This is a genomic window from Halorientalis sp. IM1011 (assembly GCF_001989615.1).
Classification (GTDB): domain Archaea; phylum Halobacteriota; class Halobacteria; order Halobacteriales; family Haloarculaceae; genus Halorientalis.
The window spans coordinates 1,618,850-1,634,148 of record NZ_CP019067.1 but is presented as its reverse complement, the minus strand read 5'-3'; the positions used below and the strand labels follow the sequence as shown (position 1 = coordinate 1,634,148).

The window sequence follows — 15,299 nt, the reverse complement described above, 5'->3', positions numbered from 1 at the left end:
CCCGTCGACTCGTCGGTCACTGCGATCTCCCGAACGGACCGACCGAAGCCGGCCGTTTCAACCTTCCGGGCCGACAGATCACTTCTCGACGGCCAGTAGCGCCACCCGCTCGACGACCAGCGCCGACAGCCCGGCGTCGGTCGCCGCGAGTTCGCGGTCGGACACGTCGAAAAACTCCCGGACGCGGTTCTCGTCGTACGTACCGAGCGTCTCGGCCGGTTCCAGCAGGTCCGCGACCGCCGCGGCCGCTCCCGACTCGTCCGCGATATCCGACCCGTCCGCCCCGTCCGCCAGTCCGTGAACGACGGCCGCGACCGGGCACTCGCCCGCAGAGACCCCCATCTCGAGTGCCCGGGAGATCTGTCGTCGACCGGCCGCGTACAGCAGGATCTCCACGGCGGGATCGTCTGCGATGGCCTCGCCCTGGGCCCGGGCGCGCTCGGCGCACGCGACCGCGCGGTCGAGGTGCTCGCGGCCGACGACGTACCGGGCGTCGAACGCCTGCACCGCCGAGTCGTACTCGTCGCCGATCTCGCCCAGCTCCGCGACGAAGGCGTCCACGTCCGCGACCGTCGCCGTCCCCTCGATCACCTCCATCAGAAATCACCCAGGCTGGACTGATCGTCCGGTTCGTCGGAGTCGCCACCGGTCTCGCCGGTCCCGCTGGGGAGGGTCGCGTCGATCCCGTCGACGTCCGCGGGGTCGACATCGTCCATCGACGGGTCCTCGCGGCCGGCGTTCTCCAGTACGTTCTCGGCGGTCTTCTCCCGGCCCCGGAGCGCGCCGAGGACGACCGATTTGTCGGCCTCCCGCAGGTCCGCCCGGGTCCGGATCCCCGCGTCGTAGAGCCGTCGGGCGCGTTTCCGCCCGACACTGCGCACCCCCGCGAGGTCGACGAGTTCGCTCTTGACCCCGTGTTCGACCCGGGTGCGTGCCTCGCGGATCGCCGGCACGCAGTCGAGGTCGAGTTCGCCCGCCAGTGACTCGGCGGCCCCCAGCAACCACTGGGTGGTCTCGACCTTCCCGCGGATGTCCCCCGGGCCGACGCCGTAGCGGTCGGTCACCTCGCTCTCGTCGACCTCGCTGGCCCAGTCTTCGAGCAGGCGAGCGGTCTTCAGCGCCGACAACCAGTCGTCGAACCGCCCCTCCTCGTACTCGCTGGGCATCGGGCCGAGGAACTCCGTCTCCCGTTCGTAGGCCAGTTGCGTGTACTCCTCCTCGTCGCCGCTCCGGAGGTAGAGTTCGTACATGTCCGGCGTGCGCGCGACGAGGTGGTAGAGCCCCAGCGCCGACGGTGGCTCCCGGGGTCCGTCGTCCCCGTCGTCGTCGGCCGTCAGTTCGCTGGCCCGGGTGAACCCAGCGGGCTCTTCCTCGGCGTCCCTCTCGGCTCTATCGCCCCGTCCCGTCGACCGGCCGCCCGACCGCTCCCAGTCGCGCAGGCCATCGATGATCTCCGCGGCGCTCATCGGGTCGAGGTAGAGCCGCGAGACCGTGTGGCCCAGGCCCGTCGCCTGCAACTGGTCGCCGTCTCTGGTCAGAAAATCGTTCATCTCCAGATAGTCGAGCATCTGGTCGGTGACCCGCTCCAGTTCGCTCCGGTCGGCGTTCTGGCTGGCGTGCAGCGTCCGTTCGAGGAACTCCAGCACGCCCTCGCGGGAACTGGCGAACCCGGAGGCGACCGTCGCCAGCAGGTGCGTGCGGAGGGCGGGTTCGGCGGCGAGTTTCGACCGCACCGGCTCGGGGTCGGCCCAGACGTACCGCTCGAACAGTTCGTCGAGTTCGTCGTGGCTGTTCGCGAGCAGGACGGCCTCGCCGTAGGGGTCCAGCCCGGGCCGGCCGGCCCGTCCCATCATCTGGTGGACCTCCAGCACCGAAAGCGGGGCCATCCCGCCGGCCGAGCCGTCGTAGCGCCGCCAGTCCCGGACGACGACCCGCCGGGAGGGGGTGTTGACGCCCGCCGCGAGCGTCGGCGTCGCACAGACGACTTTCAGCAGGCGGTCGCGGAAGGCCTCCTCGACCAGCGATCGGTGGTCGCTCGCGAGACCGGCGTGGTGGAAGGCCGCCCCCTTCGCGACGGCGTCGGCCAGGTCGTCGCTGGTCTCGGTGTCGCTCACGTCACGGATCTCCGCTGCGATCTCGTCGAGTCGCTCCCGTTCCTCGCCGTCGAGGAAGTCACTCGTCGTCGAGGCGAGCCGGCGGGCCGCGGCCTCGGCGTTGCGCCGGGAGTTGACGAACACGAGCGTCGAGCCGTCGTCTTCGAGGGTATCCCGGACGATGGCGGCGGTCTCGCTCTCGCCGTTGCGGACTTCGAGGCGCTGCTGGCTGCCGTCCTCGAGGTGCAGTGCCTGCCCGAAGTGGACCCCCTTCTGGAGTTCGATGGGTCGCCAGTTCGAATCGACGAGTTCGGCGTCGAGCCAGTCGGCGAGTTCGTCGGCGTTGCCGATGGTGGCCGAGAGGGCGACCGTCTGCAGGTCGGCGTTGAGCTGTCTGAGCTTGGCGAGCGTCACCTCCAGCGTGGGGCCGCGCTGGCCGTCGTCGACGAGGTGGACCTCGTCCGCGACCACACAGGAGAGATCCTCGATCCAGCCGGCGTCGTTGCGCACCAGCGAGTCGACCTTCTCGCTGGTTGCGACGATGATATCCTTGTCGGCGAGCCAGCCACCGTCGGAATCGTAGTTGCCCGTGGTGACGCCGATCTCGATTCCATACTCCTCGAACTGCGCGAACTCCTCGGCCTTCTCGCTGGCCAGTGCCCGCAACGGGACGATGTAGAGTGCCTTCCCGGCCGCTTCGTTCTCCGCACCGGCGACCGCCGAGAGCATCGCCAGCTCGGCGACCAGGGTCTTCCCGCTGGCTGTCGGCACGCTGGCGACGAGGTTCTCGCCCTCGGTGACGCCCGCCTCGACCGCCTCGGCCTGTGGCGGGTACAGCGACTCGATGCCCTCGTCCTGTAGGTGTCCGGGCAGCCAGTCGGGAACCCCCGGAATCGCCGCGACGTCCATTACCGCTACCTTCGTGCGTCCCCGGATTTAAATTGTCGTCCTCGCTCCGGCCGAACGGGACGGGTGTTCAGTATCGACAGCCTAGTTGCCCCGTGGTTTCATGCCTGTGGACGCGAAGGATTCCGCATGGATTCCCTGAAGGTCGACGTGCGGAAGCTCCACCTGTTCAACGGGCTGGCCAAAGAGGGGGCCGAAACCGTCGCCGACAACCTCCAGCAGATGAGCGGGCTCGAAACCGCGGCGTCGGTCTCGAAACTGAACTTCCTCGATTTCGACGACGTGGGGACACACCTGCGGACCGAGACCGAATCCGATTCCCACGTGGGCATCTACACCGAACTCGAAGACGCGCCCCACGGCTATCTGCTCTTTCTGGTCTCTCGCGCCGAGGCCAAGCGGCTGGCGAACGCCATGCTCGGGCAGGGGGCGGAGGCGGAGGCCGACGGTAGCGGCTTCACGGACATGCAGAAATCCGCGATCCAGGAGGTCGGCAACATCATGACCTCGGCCTTCATCGACGGCTGGGCGAACGTGCTGGGGACGACCATCGCCCACTCGCCGCCACACTTCGCCTACGGCGACAGCGAGACGATGCTGTCGGAGATTGGGGGGTGGCCCGACACCGACATCGTGTTCGTCGTCGACTCACAGATCACCGCCGCCGACGTGGACTTCTCGCTGACCTGCTACACCTTCCCCGAACTGGAACCGCTCGTCGACCTCATCCACGACATCGACGTCGACTCCATCGCCGACGCCGAGACCGCCCCCACAGACTTCTCCGAACTCGTCTAGACCGTGGTCACCGGTGGCTCCCGCGTCGTCTCCGCTTCCAGCAGCGCGACCCGCGCGTGCAGCGGCGGATGCGCCGCGAAGGGGCCGGCGTGGGGGCCGGGCGTCGTCAGCAGGACGCGCCGGACGGCAAGTTCTTCCAGCGCCGCGGCGAGCGCTGGCCCGAGCCCCTGCCGGGCGGCGTAGGCGTCGGCCGCGTACTCCGTCCGACGGACGACGGCGAACGCACCGAGCGCGCCCACACACGCCAGTCCGACACCCACGAGCAAGGCGGTCGTCCCGCCGAGTTCCAGCGCCGCCAGTAGCGGAACGACCGCCGCCAGGAAGGCCCCGAACCGGAGCGGGACGTGGTGCCCGTCGTGGTGGCCGACCTCGTGGGCGACGATCGCCGCCAGTTCCCGCTCGGGCAGGCCGAATAGCGATTCGGCGACGAAGACGTACCGCTGGCCCGGCAGGACGCCGGCGGCCAGTGCCACGCCGAACCGCGTCCGGTCGTCGACGACCCGGAGCCGACAGTCCTCGGGTACCCGCGCGATCTCGCGTTCGCGCTCGGTCGCCGGCCGGTCCCGGACGGTGAAACTGATCGCGTAGGGCGAGAGCGCCGTCCCGAGACCGCCCAGCAGGGTCGCCACGGCGAGCCGGCCGACCGTCGAGTCGGCGGCCGTGACCACCGCCGTGGCCGCCGCGAGTGCGAGCACCGTGGCGGCGTACCGGCTGGTGAACCAGCCCGTCACGTCCCGGTAGGTCAGATCGAGCCGTCGGGAGTCCCGGCGGGACCGGAGCGTCCCGAGCCGCACCGCGAGCAGGCCCGAAAGTACCGGCCCGAGCAGGAGAACGACGGCGGCGATCACGCCGACGAGACCGGCCGGGAGCGGCGGTGCGACAGCCTGGACCGCAGCAACGGCCACCGACAGGGTTCCGATCTGCAGCGCGAGCGCGAGCGTCGCGAGGGTGGCCGCGACGTAGCCGACTTCGCGGAGTGTCCGGAGCCGTTCGGCGGTGCGGGCGGGGTCGGCGGTGATTCGGTGGACGTGGGTGGCCACCGTTCGGACCGTCGCGAGCACGACGGCCGCCAGCCAGCAGTGGGCGACGACCGCGATGGAGGGCGAGGCGGGCATCACGTCCGACTGCACACCTGTCAGTCAAAAATGTATCCGACGGCCGGCGCGTTCGTCGCCACACCTATACTCGCGTCGGTCGAACGCCCGGCCATGCGCGTCGAATTCGACCGCGACACCTGTATCGGGATGTTCCAGTGTACCGCCGAGTGGGAGGGCTTCGAGGAGGACAACGACGCCGGCAAGGCCGTCCTCGTCGACGGCGAGGAGATCGACGAGGACCTGTTCGCCCGCGAGATTCCCGAGGACGCCGAACTCGACGCGAAGTTCGCCGCCCGATCCTGTCCCGTCGACGCCATCGCCATCTACGACGACGACGGCGAGCAGATCATCCCCTGAGTCGGCCAATCCCGGGGGGCTCCGCGGTCGAAAACCACAGGGGGCTCCGGCCCGACGTGCGCGTAGATGGGTATCCGCGCCGCCGTGCGCGCCGCGCTGTTGGGGTTCCCCGCGCTCCTGGCCCGGCTCGGGCTCGTCGACCGCGAGAAGGGGACCGAGGCGTTCGACCTCGCGGTGCCCGTGATGGTCACCGGCGGCCTCCGGGTCCTCCTCCGGGTCGCGGACTTCCTGATGGTCGGGGTCGCCGTCGGCGACGCGGCCATCGCCGCGCTGGAACTGGGCTTTCAGTACTACTTCGTCGGATTCGGGCTGTCGCTGGCGCTGTCCTCGGGGACGATCAGCGTCGTCTCCCGGTTGCAGGGCGACGACAAACCCGGGCGAGCGGATCTCGCGGTCAAGCAGTCGCTGTGGCTCTCGCTCGCCATCTCGCTCCCGCTGACAGTTCTAACGTGGGTGTACGCCGGCCCGATGCTGGACGTGCTGACCGACGACCCCCGGACGATCGAACTCGGGGCGATCTACCTCCAGATCGTCATGCTGTCGCTGGCTTTCCGGTTCTGGAGCATGATCGCCGCGCGGGCGCTCGCGGGCAGCGCCGACACGCGCACGCCGATGTACGTCCGCCTGCTGACCCTGCCGACGAACGTCGTCCTCAACGCCGTCCTCATCTTCGGGTGGGGTCCGTTCCCCGAACTCGGCGTGGCCGGGGCGGCCTGGGGGACCGCCATCGCCAACACGCTCGCCGCGACGGTCTTTCTCGCCCTGCTGGTCTCCGGACGATACGTCGTCCGCCTGCCGCTCCGCGGGCCGCAACTCGACCTCTCGCTGTGTCGGGAGATCGTTCGTGTCGGACTGCCGCTGGCCGGCATGCGCCTGCTCCAGACGTTCGGTCGGTTCCCGTTCCTGTTCGTGCTGGGCGTGCTGGGGACGCCCGTCGTGGCGGCCTACGCCATCGGCCGCCGGGTGATGTTGCTGGCGCTGATGCCCGCGTGGGGGTACGCGACGGCCGCCAGCACGCTCGTCGGGCAGGCCGTCGGCGCGGGCGAGAACGGCGAAGCCACGGCCTACGGCTGGCAGACCATGCGGATCGCCCTGATCACGCAACTCGTCTTCGGCGCGGTTCTCGTGCTCGCGGCCCGCCCCGTCGCGCTGGCGTTCGGCACCGCCCACCCCGATCTGGCGGTGCAGTTCATCCGCGTGTTCGGCGTGATCGTCGCCGGCTTCTCGATCTCGCGGACGATGCGGGGGAGCCTGCGGGGCGCGGGCGACACGCGCTGGCCGCTCTACGGCACCTTCGCCGGGTCGTATCTGGTCCGCCTGCCGATCGCGGCGCTGGCGCTGCCGACTGGCTTCGCGGTTTCGATCGCCGGGGTCTCGGTCACGCCCGGGCTGGGGTGGGGGCTGCCCGCGGTGTTCGTCGCGCTCGTGGGCGATTACTACGTGAAGGCGGCGGTCAACATCACTCGGTTCTGGACGGGGAAGTGGCAGGGGGTCGCCCGGCGCGCGGGAGTCGGGACGACCGGCGACGATTGAATAGTCGGATTTAAACCGCTGCTGGCGGTAGTCGGGGGCATGAGTCAGGCAACCAAGATCGTCCTGTTGACCGTCGGCCTCACGGCGGTCCTCGCCGTCGCACAGATTCTCGGCGCCGCGCTGGCGTAGATGTTCGAGTCGCGTGCTCTCGGTGGTGACCTCGCGGCGGTCCGCGAGACCCACGCCCCCGACGCGCTCGTGGTGAACACCGAACGGGACTTCGAGACGCTGGACCCGGCCGTCGCCGAAGAACTCGGCCTGCTGGTCGACGGTCTCGACCCCGTCGGCTACCCCGACGAGTGGCTCCCGGCCGACGCTCCGGACCAGCTCGCCCACTACGCCGGGAGCGACTTCACCATCGGGCTGCCCGGCGACGGCGGCGTCACCTGGACCCGCCAGACCGAGCCACCGGTGGTGTTCGTCAAACCGCGCCTGCGCACCTCGCCAGACCCCTTCGTCGACTTCCTGCTCGCCGAGGGGCTCGTGGAGGTCGGGCTCGACCTGCCCGAGTCCTTCCTGGCCTTCTTCGGGGAGGGTTACCGCGAGCTGGCGGCCGCGGTGCCGCTGGACCCCGCGGGCGTCTACCAGCTGGCAGCCGCCCTCTACACCGCCTACTGCGGCCTGCACACGCGCGAAATCTTCGCAGACTGGGAGGGGACCCGTCCCGACCTGTTCGACGCGTGGGTCGACGCCGGCGAGCGGCTCGAACCGCGGCTGAGCGACCTCTCGACGGAGGTCGCGCGGGGGGAGACCGAGTTCCCTGCGGCCGCCGAACTGGCCTGTAGCGCGATCAAACACGCCGCGGACGACAGAATAGAGATTCCGACGCCCTTCGCCGCGCTGGACTCGAGCGCCTACGCCGAACACGGAGCCGAGTACGCCGTCGAGTGGGCCAGAAAGACCTTCGAGAAGTTGGACGACTGACTTTTTGGATATGGCGCGGACAGTGGCGATATGGCTGTCCCCACTGTGGTCGGTAGCGTCGTCCTCCAGATAGCTGCGTTCGGGCCGTTCGTCGCCGTCGTCGTCCCATTGTTCGTCGTCGTCCTGCTGTTCTCGCTCCTGTTCGACATCCGGAACAACACCCGTCGTACGGCCGCGGCGCTCGAACGACTGGCCGACCAGCGTGAGGCTGGCGACACTCCCGATGACCCCTGATCAGAACTCGCTGGTCACGGTGCCGTCCGCCGAGAGTTCGACGACGCCGTCGAACAGGTCGCGATAGCCGTCGACGATGGCCTCGTCGTGGACCTCCGGCGAGAGGTGAAAGAGGCCGACGGCGTCGTGTTCGGCCAGCAGGTCGAGCAGGTCCTCGACGGCCTCGCGGGTGCGCTCGTCGTCGGCGTAGTAGGCCATCTCGGTGATGGAGTCGACGGTGATGCGGAGTTTGCCGTCGTGGGACTCGATCCACTCGCGGGCGTCCTCGACGATGCCGGCGAGGTCGTCCGGTGAGGAGACGTAGTGGACGTTCTCGGAGCGCCGGCGGGTGTAGCCGCGTTCGATCGAGAGGGTGTCGAGGATGGTGGCGCAGGTTTCGTCCACGTCGTAGTACTCCAACTTCTGTTCGACCTCGCGGGCGGTGGTGCGGGTCGAGATGATGAGCATGCGGTCGGTGTCGGTCTTGAGGAAGTCGGTGTCGATGCGGTCGGTTTCGCCCGTGCTCGGATGCAGAAGGAGTACCCCTGTCCCCCCGGGGATGGTGTCCGGCGTGTTCTCGATGGCGAGTTCGTAGTCCATGCGGGCACCACGGAGAGGCCCGGCGTTAAATTTGCGGGTCGGAGAGCTCAAAAGACGCTGTCGGCGGTCGCCGCGCCGACGACGCTGAAGATCGCACCGACGGCGACGGCTCTGACCGTCGTCAGCGCGACCGTCCTCGGGGTCGGGTCGGCCAGAATACCGCTCTCGACCAGAAACGTCTGCGGTGCGGTCAGCGCCACGGCCAGCACCGCGACCGACCCGAACGCGACGATCATCAGCGAGACGAACCGGATCGGAATCCCGGCGACCTCGGCCTCGCGGTCGAGCTCGCGGCCGGCGTCGGCCTTGTACAGCGCGCCGTAACCGATGCCGAAGACGATGGCGACGACGGCGAGCGTGTGCCACCACGTCATCTCCGCCGCCAGCACCCACACCTCCTCGGTGACGACGAACGGCCCCGCCAGCAGGAACCCGCCGACGACCTGCTGGGCGGTGTCCGCGATCCGATACCGGCGGCGTACCATACTCCCACGGGAGCGCCCAGCCCCAAAACCGTCCCGACTCTCTGGCGGACCGAATCCGTTATGCCCATCCCGGCGCTGTCCCGTCCCATGAGCGTCCGCGAGGAGTTCGACCAGTGGGCCAACGAGGGCCGCGACAGGGGTATGGAGGAGCGCCACTGGCACACCGCGAAACACGCGCTGGCACGGATGCCGGTCCGGGCCGGCGACACCGTCCTCGATCTGGGCTGTGGCAGCGGCTACGCCGGCCGCGCGCTCCGGGACACCGCCGACGCCGGCCGTGTGTACGGTATCGACGCCTCCCCGGAGATGGCGACGAACGCCCGGAGCTACACCGACGACCCCGACGTGGCCTACCTCGTCGGCGACTTCGAACACCTCCCCTTCGAGGACGACAGCGTCGACCACTGTTTCTCCATGGAGGCGTTCTACTACGCGAGCGATCCTGACGCGGCGCTGTCGGAACTGGCCCGTGTCCTCCGGCCCGGCGGCACGTTCTACTGCGCCGTCAACTTCTACGAGGAGAACGTCCACTCCCACCACTGGCCCGATCTGGTCGGCGTCGAGATGACCCGCTGGTCCGAACGCGAGTACCGCGAGGCGTTCAGGTCGGCCGGCTTTCACGTCGCCGAACAGGACCGCATCCCGGACCGCGAGATCGAAATCCCACCGGCCGAGGAATTTCCAACCGAAGACTGGGAGTCGCGCGATGCCATGGTCGAACGCTACCGCACCTACGGCACGCTGCTGACGATTGGGGTCGTCCCCTGACCGCCGACTCCAACCCCTTCGTTTCATCTGCAAATAGTTACTATTGTGGCGTGGTGGCGTGCGCCGTGCTGTGGTCTCGGCCGGGCGACGTGTTTCGACAGCAGAGTTTTGTCGGGCGGCCCGGAAGTGATCGCCATGGCGGTAGATCGGCGTCGGCGTCGTGTGTTGCTGGGTGCGTTCGTCGTGCTGGTGCTGCTGACGACGTTCGTTCTCTCGGAGGTGCTGGCGACGGTGTTCTTCGCGGTGACGGTGGCGTACGTCCTCTATCCCGTGCGCCAGCGGGTCCGGGGACGGGGCCACGGCCGGCGGGTGGCGGCCGGTGTGGCGACGCTGGTGGGGTTCCTGGCGGTCGTCGCGGCGGCGCTGCCGATCGTCGGCGCGCTGTACGCCCGGCGACTGGAGTTCATCGCGTTCGTCCGGGAACTCCCCGCGGAGATCCCCGTCGCCGCGTTCGGGTTCGAGTTCGCGGTCGACGTGAGCGTGGTGCGCACGCGGGTCCAGTCGGTGCTGACGGAGGTGGCGGTCGATCTGGCCGCGGCCGCACCCGTCATCGCGCTGAAGGCGACGCTGTTCGGCCTCCTCGTGTACGCCCTGCTGTGGCGACCCCACGAGATCAGGGCGACGACCTTCGAACTCGTCCCCTCGGTCTACCACGACATCGTGGAGGGGTTCCACCGCAGGGTGCGGGACACGCTGTACGCGATCTACGTTCTGCAGGCGGCGACGGCTTTCGGCACCTTCCTGATCGCCTACGCCGTCTTCGCTATCCTGGGGTACGAATCGACGCTGGTGCTCTCCGTGTTCGCCGGCATCCTCCAGTTCATCCCCATCATCGGCCCGAGCGTCCTGGTGATCCTGCTGGCGATCTACCAGGTGACGCTCGGCAACCCCGGTGGGGCGCTGCTGGTCGTCGCCTTCGGCCTGCTCCTGATCGGCTTCCTCCCGGACGCGCTCATCCGGCCGCGGCTGGCGTCCTACACCGCCGGGATGCCCGGGAGCCTCTACTTCGTCGGCTTCGTCGGCGGCGTCCTCACCGTCGGTATCGTCGGCTTCATCGCCGGCCCGCTGGCCGTCGCCGTTCTGCTCGAAGCCGGCCAGCAACTCTCGACCGAGATGGGCGTCGAACCCGCAGGCCCTGAGGACTAGGTGCCGTGCTCGCGGCTCCCTTCGGTCACCGCTCGAATTTTCCCGAGGACTCGCTTCGCTCGTCCTCGCTATTCGCGAGTCACTCCGTTCTCACGGGCATAGCCCGCTCGAACCGAGGTCAAAGACCTCGCGTTCCCCGCTCGCTACCCCGAGTCCTCGTTCCCGCTGGTCACTCGGACTCGCCCGTTTCGAGTGGCCGCCCCTCTTCTTCCCACTCGGTGAGGCTTCCCTCGTAGAACTGCAGGTCGGGGTAGCCCAGATGGCGGAGGACGGTGTAGGTGTGGCTGATCCTGCGTGCGGTGTTGCAGTAGAGGACGACCCGCCGGTCGGGGGTGATTCCACGGGAGTCGAGGATTTCCTCCATCTCCTCGCGTGGTTTCAGCCCCCGGCTCTCGTCGTCGACGAGTTCCCGCCAGTCCAGTCGGACCGCGCCGGGGATGTGGCCCTCCTCGTACTCCCAGTCCTCGCGGGTGTCGACGACGACGGCGTCGGGGTCGTCGGCCGCCGCCGACACCGTGTCGGCGTCGACCAGCGGCGTCTCGATCTCCTCGGGATCGGTCACTTCGTAGGTCGTCGGCTCGACCTCGGTCGCGTCGCTCGTGGTCTCGCGCTCGCGCTGCCAGGCCGAGAAGTCCCCGTCGAGCAGGTGGAGCTTCGCGGGGTCGTGTCCGTACAGTTCGGCGGTCACGAGCAGGCGCGCGGCGAAGACGCCGTGGTGGTCGTCGTACGCGACGACGTGATCGTCCCTGCTGATACCGGCCTCGCCCACGAGGTCCGCGAAGGCCTCACCGCCGGGGAGCATTCCCGTCTCGTCGCTCTCGTCGTCCCGGAAGGAGTCGAACGGGACGTTCACCGCGCCCGGAACGTGGCCGATGCCGTCGAACTCCCAGGCGTCTCGGACGTCGACGAGGACGAGCTCGTCGCGTCGGTCGGCCACCCACGCCGCCGGAACCACTACCTCGCTCATACCTCCAGATACGCGAGCGGGCGTTTCAAGGCTTCTCTCTCGACCTCTCTCAGATAGGGGCAACACTGACCGGCATTTGCACGGACCGGTCGGTCGTCGACGCGGACGGTGGGCTATCGGCCGCGTTGCACGTTCCGCGGCGTGTGACGCGCTCGCACGGCCTTCGGGTGCTGAAGGGGTAAATACTGCCGGCACGGGGGAGGAGGGGCCGAATGTGCCGTGACGTGCAGGACTATATGGGTCGTGGACCAATAGGGGGATGCATATGAGCGACTACGCCAAGGACGTTCTCGTCTCTGCGGACTGGGTCGAGGACCATCTGGAGGAGTTCCAGAGCGACGATCCGGAGTATCGACTCGCTGAGGTCGACGTAGACACGGAACTGTACGAGGAGGAGGGTCACGCGCCCGGTGCCATCGGCTTCAACTGGGAGACGGACCTGCAGGATCAGCAGACGCGGGACATCCTCTCGAAGGAGGACTTCGAGGACCTGCTGGGCAGCAACGGCATCACCGAGGACTCCACGGTCGTCCTCTACGGTGACAACTCCAACTGGTTCGCCGCCTACACCTACTGGCAGTTCAAGTACTACGGCCACGACGACGTGCGCCTGATGGACGGCGGCCGCGACTACTGGGTCGAGAACGACTACCCGCTCTCCGACGAGGAACCGGACTTCTCCGCACAGTCCTACGACGCCTCCGGCCCGCGCGAGAGCATCCGCGCCTACCGCGAGGACGTCGAGAACGCCATCGAGCGCGGCGTTCCCCTCGTGGACGTTCGCTCGCCCGAGGAGTTCTCCGGTGAGATCCTCGCGCCGCCGGGCCTGCAGGAGACCGCCCAGCGCGGCGGCCACATCCCCGGTGCCCAGAACATCTCCTGGGCCGCCGTCACCAACGACGACGGCACCTTCAAGGACGCCGAGGAGATCGAGGAACTCTACGCCGAGAAGGGCATCGACGGCGAGGGCACCACCGTCGCCTACTGCCGGATCGGCGAGCGCTCCTCCGTGGCGTGGTTCGCGCTCCACGAACTGCTCGGCTACGAGGACACCATCAACTACGATGGGTCCTGGACCGAGTGGGGTAATCTGGTCGGTGCGCCGATCGAGAAAGGCGAGGCCGACGACTAAGCGTAGCGCAGGAGTCGGCCTCGAACGGAGCGGGGAGCGGATGCGACCCGCGGAGAAAGGCGAGGCCGACGACTGACGCGAGGTCGAGCGGAGCGAGACCCCGGTTTGGGGAGCGGGGAACGGAGTGACCCGCGAGCCGCGTAGCGAAGGAGGAGGCCTCGTGGCGAAGCGGTGAGCCCGGAGGGCGAACCGCAGAGCAGGGCGAGGCTGAGTAAGCGTAGCGCACGAAAACCACCGATTTTTGCGGCCAGTCTCACAGGAGAACGGCGATGCCGAGGCCGACGGCGGCGACGACGCCGAGGACGGCGGTGACGAGCTTCCCGAGTTGGCGCGTGCCGATGATCCAGGCGAGGCCGGCCTTGACGAGCGTGTTCGCGGAGGCGGCGATGACGATGCCGGTCGTGGCGACTCCGGGTTCGACCGTGCCCTCGGCGGCGAGTTTGCTCAGGGTGAGCGTCATCGCGTCCACGTCGGCCAGCCCGGAGACGAACGCCGTCGCGTAGATTCCGGAGGTCCCAAGCCACGCGTTCGCGTAGTCAGAGACCAGCAGGACGGCGGCGAACAGCGCCCCGAAGAAGAGTGCCGTCCGCAACTGGAACGGGTTCTCGATGTCGGCGTCGACGGTCGTCTCGACGGCCGAACGCCAGTAGACCACGACGGCGACGACCGCCCCGACGGCCGTCATCGCGCCCAGCGGGACGGCGACGGACGGCAGGAGCGCGGGGTTGACGACAGCGACCTCCACCAGCGCACGCGGGAACATCACCACGGCGGCGACGACCGTCGAGAAGGCACATAGCTGGTAGAGGCCCGGCGAGTCGCGGGTTTGCTCGGCCATCGAGACCGTCGTCGCCGTCGAGGAGACGAATCCGCCGAGGATGCCGGTGAGCGCGATGCCCCGTTCGGTCCCGACGACGCGGCTCAGCACGTACGCGACGAAGCTGAGGCCGGTAACGAACACGACCATCAGCCAGACGAACCGGGGGTTGAGGCCGAACAGGGCGTCGAGTTCACGATCCGGGAGGACCGGGAGGACGACGAACACGACGAGGACGAACTTCACCATCGCGCGCTGTTCGGCGTCGTCGATGCGGTCCGCGAACCGGTGGAGGTCCCCTTTCACCGAGAGCAAGGCGGTGACCAGTCCGCCGACGACGATGGTGACGACGGCACCCTCCGGGGAGTGGGTGGCCAGCGCACCCAGCAGGACGGTCACCAGCGCCGCCGTCAGCGTGGTGAGGCCGACGTCCCGCTCGATCCATACCTTGGCCACGTACGCGACGGTCAGCGGCACGACGATGGCGGCGATGGCGATGGGCAGCGCGTCCGGGTAGAACGCGCCGACGAGCGCCCCGTAGAGGGCGAACAGGGGGAATGTGCGACTGCCGGCGAAGGTCCCGCCCGACTCACTCTGCTCGCGCTCCAGGCCGATCAGGGCCCCGACGCCGACGGCGATTCCCAGTCGGAGGACGAGCGTCGGCAGCGACTCGACGGGTGGCACAGCCATCTCCTCGGTGGCTACTCACGACACCGAAGTGAACCTTCGGGACGGCGCGTGAGAGTATCGAGGTGTCACGCTGCCAGTGTCGATGCTTACAAGCGGCCACCCGTCGAATTGGCGGCCATGAACGCGGCAGACTTCCTCGACGGCATCCGCCAGGAACAGCAGACCGAACTCTCCCGACTCGGCTCCTCGAAGTCGCTGTACGCCGACACCGAGGGCGAGATGGAGGAGGACGCCGTCCTCGCGGCCGTCGCCGACGTCTTCTACCACGCCGACTCGATCTTCGAGGACTGGGCCGACGACGCCGACGGGGCCGCCGCCGACCTCCTCGCCGACGCCGCCGATCTGGCCGGCGAGCAGTACGGCACCGTCGCCGGCGAACTCGACGATCACGAACCCGGCGACCCGTCGCCGCTCGCCGAGTATCTGCAGGGCCTCGATACCGATCCCGAGCGCGTCGCCGGCGTCCTCGGGTGGGCGCTGGTCGTCGATAACAAGATCGGCCAGGCCGTCGGCTTCTTCGTCGGCCAGGCCTCGCCGGGGACCGCCAGCACCTTCCGCGACGTGCGCGGCACCGTCGAATCGCTCGTCGACGACGCCCCCGACGTCCTCGTCGACGTGTGTGACTCCTCGGACGACGAGGAGCTGGCCCACGACGCCGCCGTCGGCACCGTTCAGGCCGCCTACGACGACTACTTCGACACCCTCGAAGACCTGGGTGTGAACCCGAAACCCGTTTGCTAAATCACCTTTTTCTGCGTCGGGTTCGCGCTCGG

At 68.8% G+C, this 15,299-nt stretch carries 16 protein-coding genes; 9 read left to right on the top strand and 7 right to left on the bottom strand.

Annotated elements, in window-relative coordinates; all coding sequences use genetic code 11:
* Positions 1-78: 78 nt before the first annotated feature.
* A complete protein-coding gene (gene cgi121, locus BV210_RS08265; RefSeq protein WP_077206171.1) occupies positions 79-597 on the bottom strand; it encodes a KEOPS complex subunit Cgi121 in 519 nt (172 codons plus the stop codon).
* Entirely contained in the window at positions 597-3,002 is a 2,406-nt protein-coding gene (locus BV210_RS08260) for an ATP-dependent DNA helicase (RefSeq protein WP_077206170.1), read from the bottom strand. The genes cgi121 and BV210_RS08260 overlap by 1 nt, the downstream gene beginning before the upstream one ends.
* Positions 3,003-3,128: 126 nt before the next feature.
* On the opposite strand from BV210_RS08260, the gene BV210_RS08255 reads away from it, so the two are divergent.
* Complete coding sequence (locus BV210_RS08255; protein WP_077206169.1) at positions 3,129-3,797, top strand: chemotaxis protein CheC; 669 nt, start codon at positions 3,129-3,131, stop codon at positions 3,795-3,797.
* Here BV210_RS08255 and BV210_RS08250 read toward each other — a convergent pair.
* Positions 3,794-4,912 (bottom strand): M48 family metallopeptidase, encoded by a 1,119-nt coding sequence (locus BV210_RS08250; protein ID WP_077206168.1) that lies wholly within the window; start codon positions 4,910-4,912, stop codon positions 3,794-3,796. The genes BV210_RS08255 and BV210_RS08250 overlap by 4 nt on opposite strands.
* A 93-nt stretch (positions 4,913-5,005) precedes the next feature.
* Between BV210_RS08250 and BV210_RS08245 the strand changes: the two genes are divergently transcribed.
* From BV210_RS08245 to BV210_RS08230, 4 genes are all read left to right on the top strand, one after another.
* Positions 5,006-5,251, top strand: coding sequence for a ferredoxin (locus tag BV210_RS08245; RefSeq protein ID WP_077206167.1), 246 nt, complete (start codon positions 5,006-5,008; stop codon positions 5,249-5,251).
* Positions 5,252-5,317: 66 nt separating this feature from the next.
* Complete coding sequence (locus BV210_RS08240; RefSeq protein ID WP_077206166.1) at positions 5,318-6,784, top strand: MATE family efflux transporter; 1,467 nt, start codon at positions 5,318-5,320, stop codon at positions 6,782-6,784.
* A 129-nt stretch (positions 6,785-6,913) separates the two neighbouring features.
* On the top strand, positions 6,914-7,708 hold the full coding sequence (locus BV210_RS08235; RefSeq protein ID WP_077206165.1) for a hypothetical protein: 795 nt from the start codon (positions 6,914-6,916) through the stop codon (positions 7,706-7,708).
* 30 nt (positions 7,709-7,738) lie between these two features.
* Positions 7,739-7,942, top strand: a complete 204-nt coding sequence (locus tag BV210_RS08230) for a hypothetical protein (protein ID WP_077206164.1) — start codon at positions 7,739-7,741, stop codon at positions 7,940-7,942.
* Here the strand turns inward: BV210_RS08230 and BV210_RS08225 are convergent, their stop codons facing one another.
* Together BV210_RS08225 and BV210_RS08220 are read right to left on the bottom strand one after the other, a co-directional pair.
* Positions 7,943-8,521: an ATPase involved in flagella biogenesis gene (locus tag BV210_RS08225; protein ID WP_077206163.1), complete on the bottom strand. Its 579-nt coding sequence runs from the start codon at positions 8,519-8,521 to the stop codon at positions 7,943-7,945.
* Positions 8,522-8,568: 47 nt separating this feature from the next.
* Positions 8,569-9,006, bottom strand: a complete 438-nt coding sequence (locus BV210_RS08220; RefSeq protein ID WP_077206162.1) for a DUF2391 family protein — start codon at positions 9,004-9,006, stop codon at positions 8,569-8,571.
* 87 nt (positions 9,007-9,093) lie between these two features.
* Between BV210_RS08220 and BV210_RS08215 the strand changes: the two genes are divergently transcribed.
* Entirely contained in the window at positions 9,094-9,774 is a 681-nt protein-coding gene (locus tag BV210_RS08215) for a class I SAM-dependent methyltransferase (protein ID WP_077206161.1), read from the top strand.
* A gap of 135 nt (positions 9,775-9,909) precedes the next feature.
* The gene (locus tag BV210_RS08210; RefSeq protein WP_077206160.1) at positions 9,910-10,920 is read left to right on the top strand and encodes an AI-2E family transporter; all 1,011 of its coding nucleotides are present in this window, start codon (positions 9,910-9,912) and stop codon (positions 10,918-10,920) included.
* A gap of 169 nt (positions 10,921-11,089) precedes the next feature.
* On the opposite strand, the gene BV210_RS08205 is transcribed toward BV210_RS08210, so the two are convergent.
* Positions 11,090-11,887, bottom strand: a complete 798-nt coding sequence (locus tag BV210_RS08205) for a sulfurtransferase (protein WP_077206159.1) — start codon at positions 11,885-11,887, stop codon at positions 11,090-11,092.
* Between the two features lie 265 nt (positions 11,888-12,152).
* On the opposite strand from BV210_RS08205, the gene BV210_RS08200 reads away from it, so the two are divergent.
* The gene (locus tag BV210_RS08200) at positions 12,153-13,019 is read left to right on the top strand and encodes a sulfurtransferase (RefSeq protein ID WP_077206158.1); all 867 of its coding nucleotides are present in this window, start codon (positions 12,153-12,155) and stop codon (positions 13,017-13,019) included.
* A gap of 253 nt (positions 13,020-13,272) precedes the next feature.
* Here the strand turns inward: BV210_RS08200 and BV210_RS08195 are convergent, their stop codons facing one another.
* On the bottom strand, positions 13,273-14,526 hold the full coding sequence (locus BV210_RS08195; protein WP_077206157.1) for an MgtC/SapB family protein: 1,254 nt from the start codon (positions 14,524-14,526) through the stop codon (positions 13,273-13,275).
* Between the two features lie 117 nt (positions 14,527-14,643).
* Between BV210_RS08195 and BV210_RS08190 the strand changes: the two genes are divergently transcribed.
* Entirely contained in the window at positions 14,644-15,267 is a 624-nt protein-coding gene (locus BV210_RS08190; RefSeq protein ID WP_077206156.1) for a hypothetical protein, read from the top strand.
* The last annotated feature ends 32 nt before the right edge of the window (positions 15,268-15,299 follow it).

Excerpts from the sequence above, each read along its gene's own strand:
- BV210_RS08235 (WP_077206165.1), top strand. The coding sequence starts at position 6,914 with ATGTTCGAGTCGCGTGCTCTCGGTGGTGACCTCGCGGCGGTCCGCGAG.
- BV210_RS08210 (WP_077206160.1), top strand. The coding sequence starts at position 9,910 with ATGGCGGTAGATCGGCGTCGGCGTCGTGTGTTGCTGGGTGCGTTCGTC.
- BV210_RS08195 (WP_077206157.1), bottom strand. The coding sequence starts at position 14,526 with ATGGCTGTGCCACCCGTCGAGTCGCTGCCGACGCTCGTCCTCCGACTG.
- BV210_RS08200 (WP_077206158.1), top strand. The coding sequence starts at position 12,153 with ATGAGCGACTACGCCAAGGACGTTCTCGTCTCTGCGGACTGGGTCGAG.
- BV210_RS08215 (WP_077206161.1), top strand. The coding sequence starts at position 9,094 with ATGAGCGTCCGCGAGGAGTTCGACCAGTGGGCCAACGAGGGCCGCGAC.
- BV210_RS08205 (WP_077206159.1), bottom strand. The coding sequence starts at position 11,887 with ATGAGCGAGGTAGTGGTTCCGGCGGCGTGGGTGGCCGACCGACGCGAC.
- BV210_RS08260 (WP_077206170.1), bottom strand. The coding sequence starts at position 3,002 with ATGGACGTCGCGGCGATTCCGGGGGTTCCCGACTGGCTGCCCGGACAC.
- BV210_RS08225 (WP_077206163.1), bottom strand. The coding sequence starts at position 8,521 with ATGGACTACGAACTCGCCATCGAGAACACGCCGGACACCATCCCCGGG.
- BV210_RS08220 (WP_077206162.1), bottom strand. The coding sequence starts at position 9,006 with ATGGTACGCCGCCGGTATCGGATCGCGGACACCGCCCAGCAGGTCGTC.
- BV210_RS08240 (WP_077206166.1), top strand. The coding sequence starts at position 5,318 with ATGGGTATCCGCGCCGCCGTGCGCGCCGCGCTGTTGGGGTTCCCCGCG.
- BV210_RS08230 (WP_077206164.1), top strand. The coding sequence starts at position 7,739 with ATGGCTGTCCCCACTGTGGTCGGTAGCGTCGTCCTCCAGATAGCTGCG.
- BV210_RS08255 (WP_077206169.1), top strand. The coding sequence starts at position 3,129 with ATGGATTCCCTGAAGGTCGACGTGCGGAAGCTCCACCTGTTCAACGGG.
- BV210_RS08190 (WP_077206156.1), top strand. The coding sequence starts at position 14,644 with ATGAACGCGGCAGACTTCCTCGACGGCATCCGCCAGGAACAGCAGACC.
- BV210_RS08245 (WP_077206167.1), top strand. The coding sequence starts at position 5,006 with ATGCGCGTCGAATTCGACCGCGACACCTGTATCGGGATGTTCCAGTGT.
- cgi121 (WP_077206171.1), bottom strand. The coding sequence starts at position 597 with ATGGAGGTGATCGAGGGGACGGCGACGGTCGCGGACGTGGACGCCTTC.
- BV210_RS08250 (WP_077206168.1), bottom strand. The coding sequence starts at position 4,912 with ATGCCCGCCTCGCCCTCCATCGCGGTCGTCGCCCACTGCTGGCTGGCG.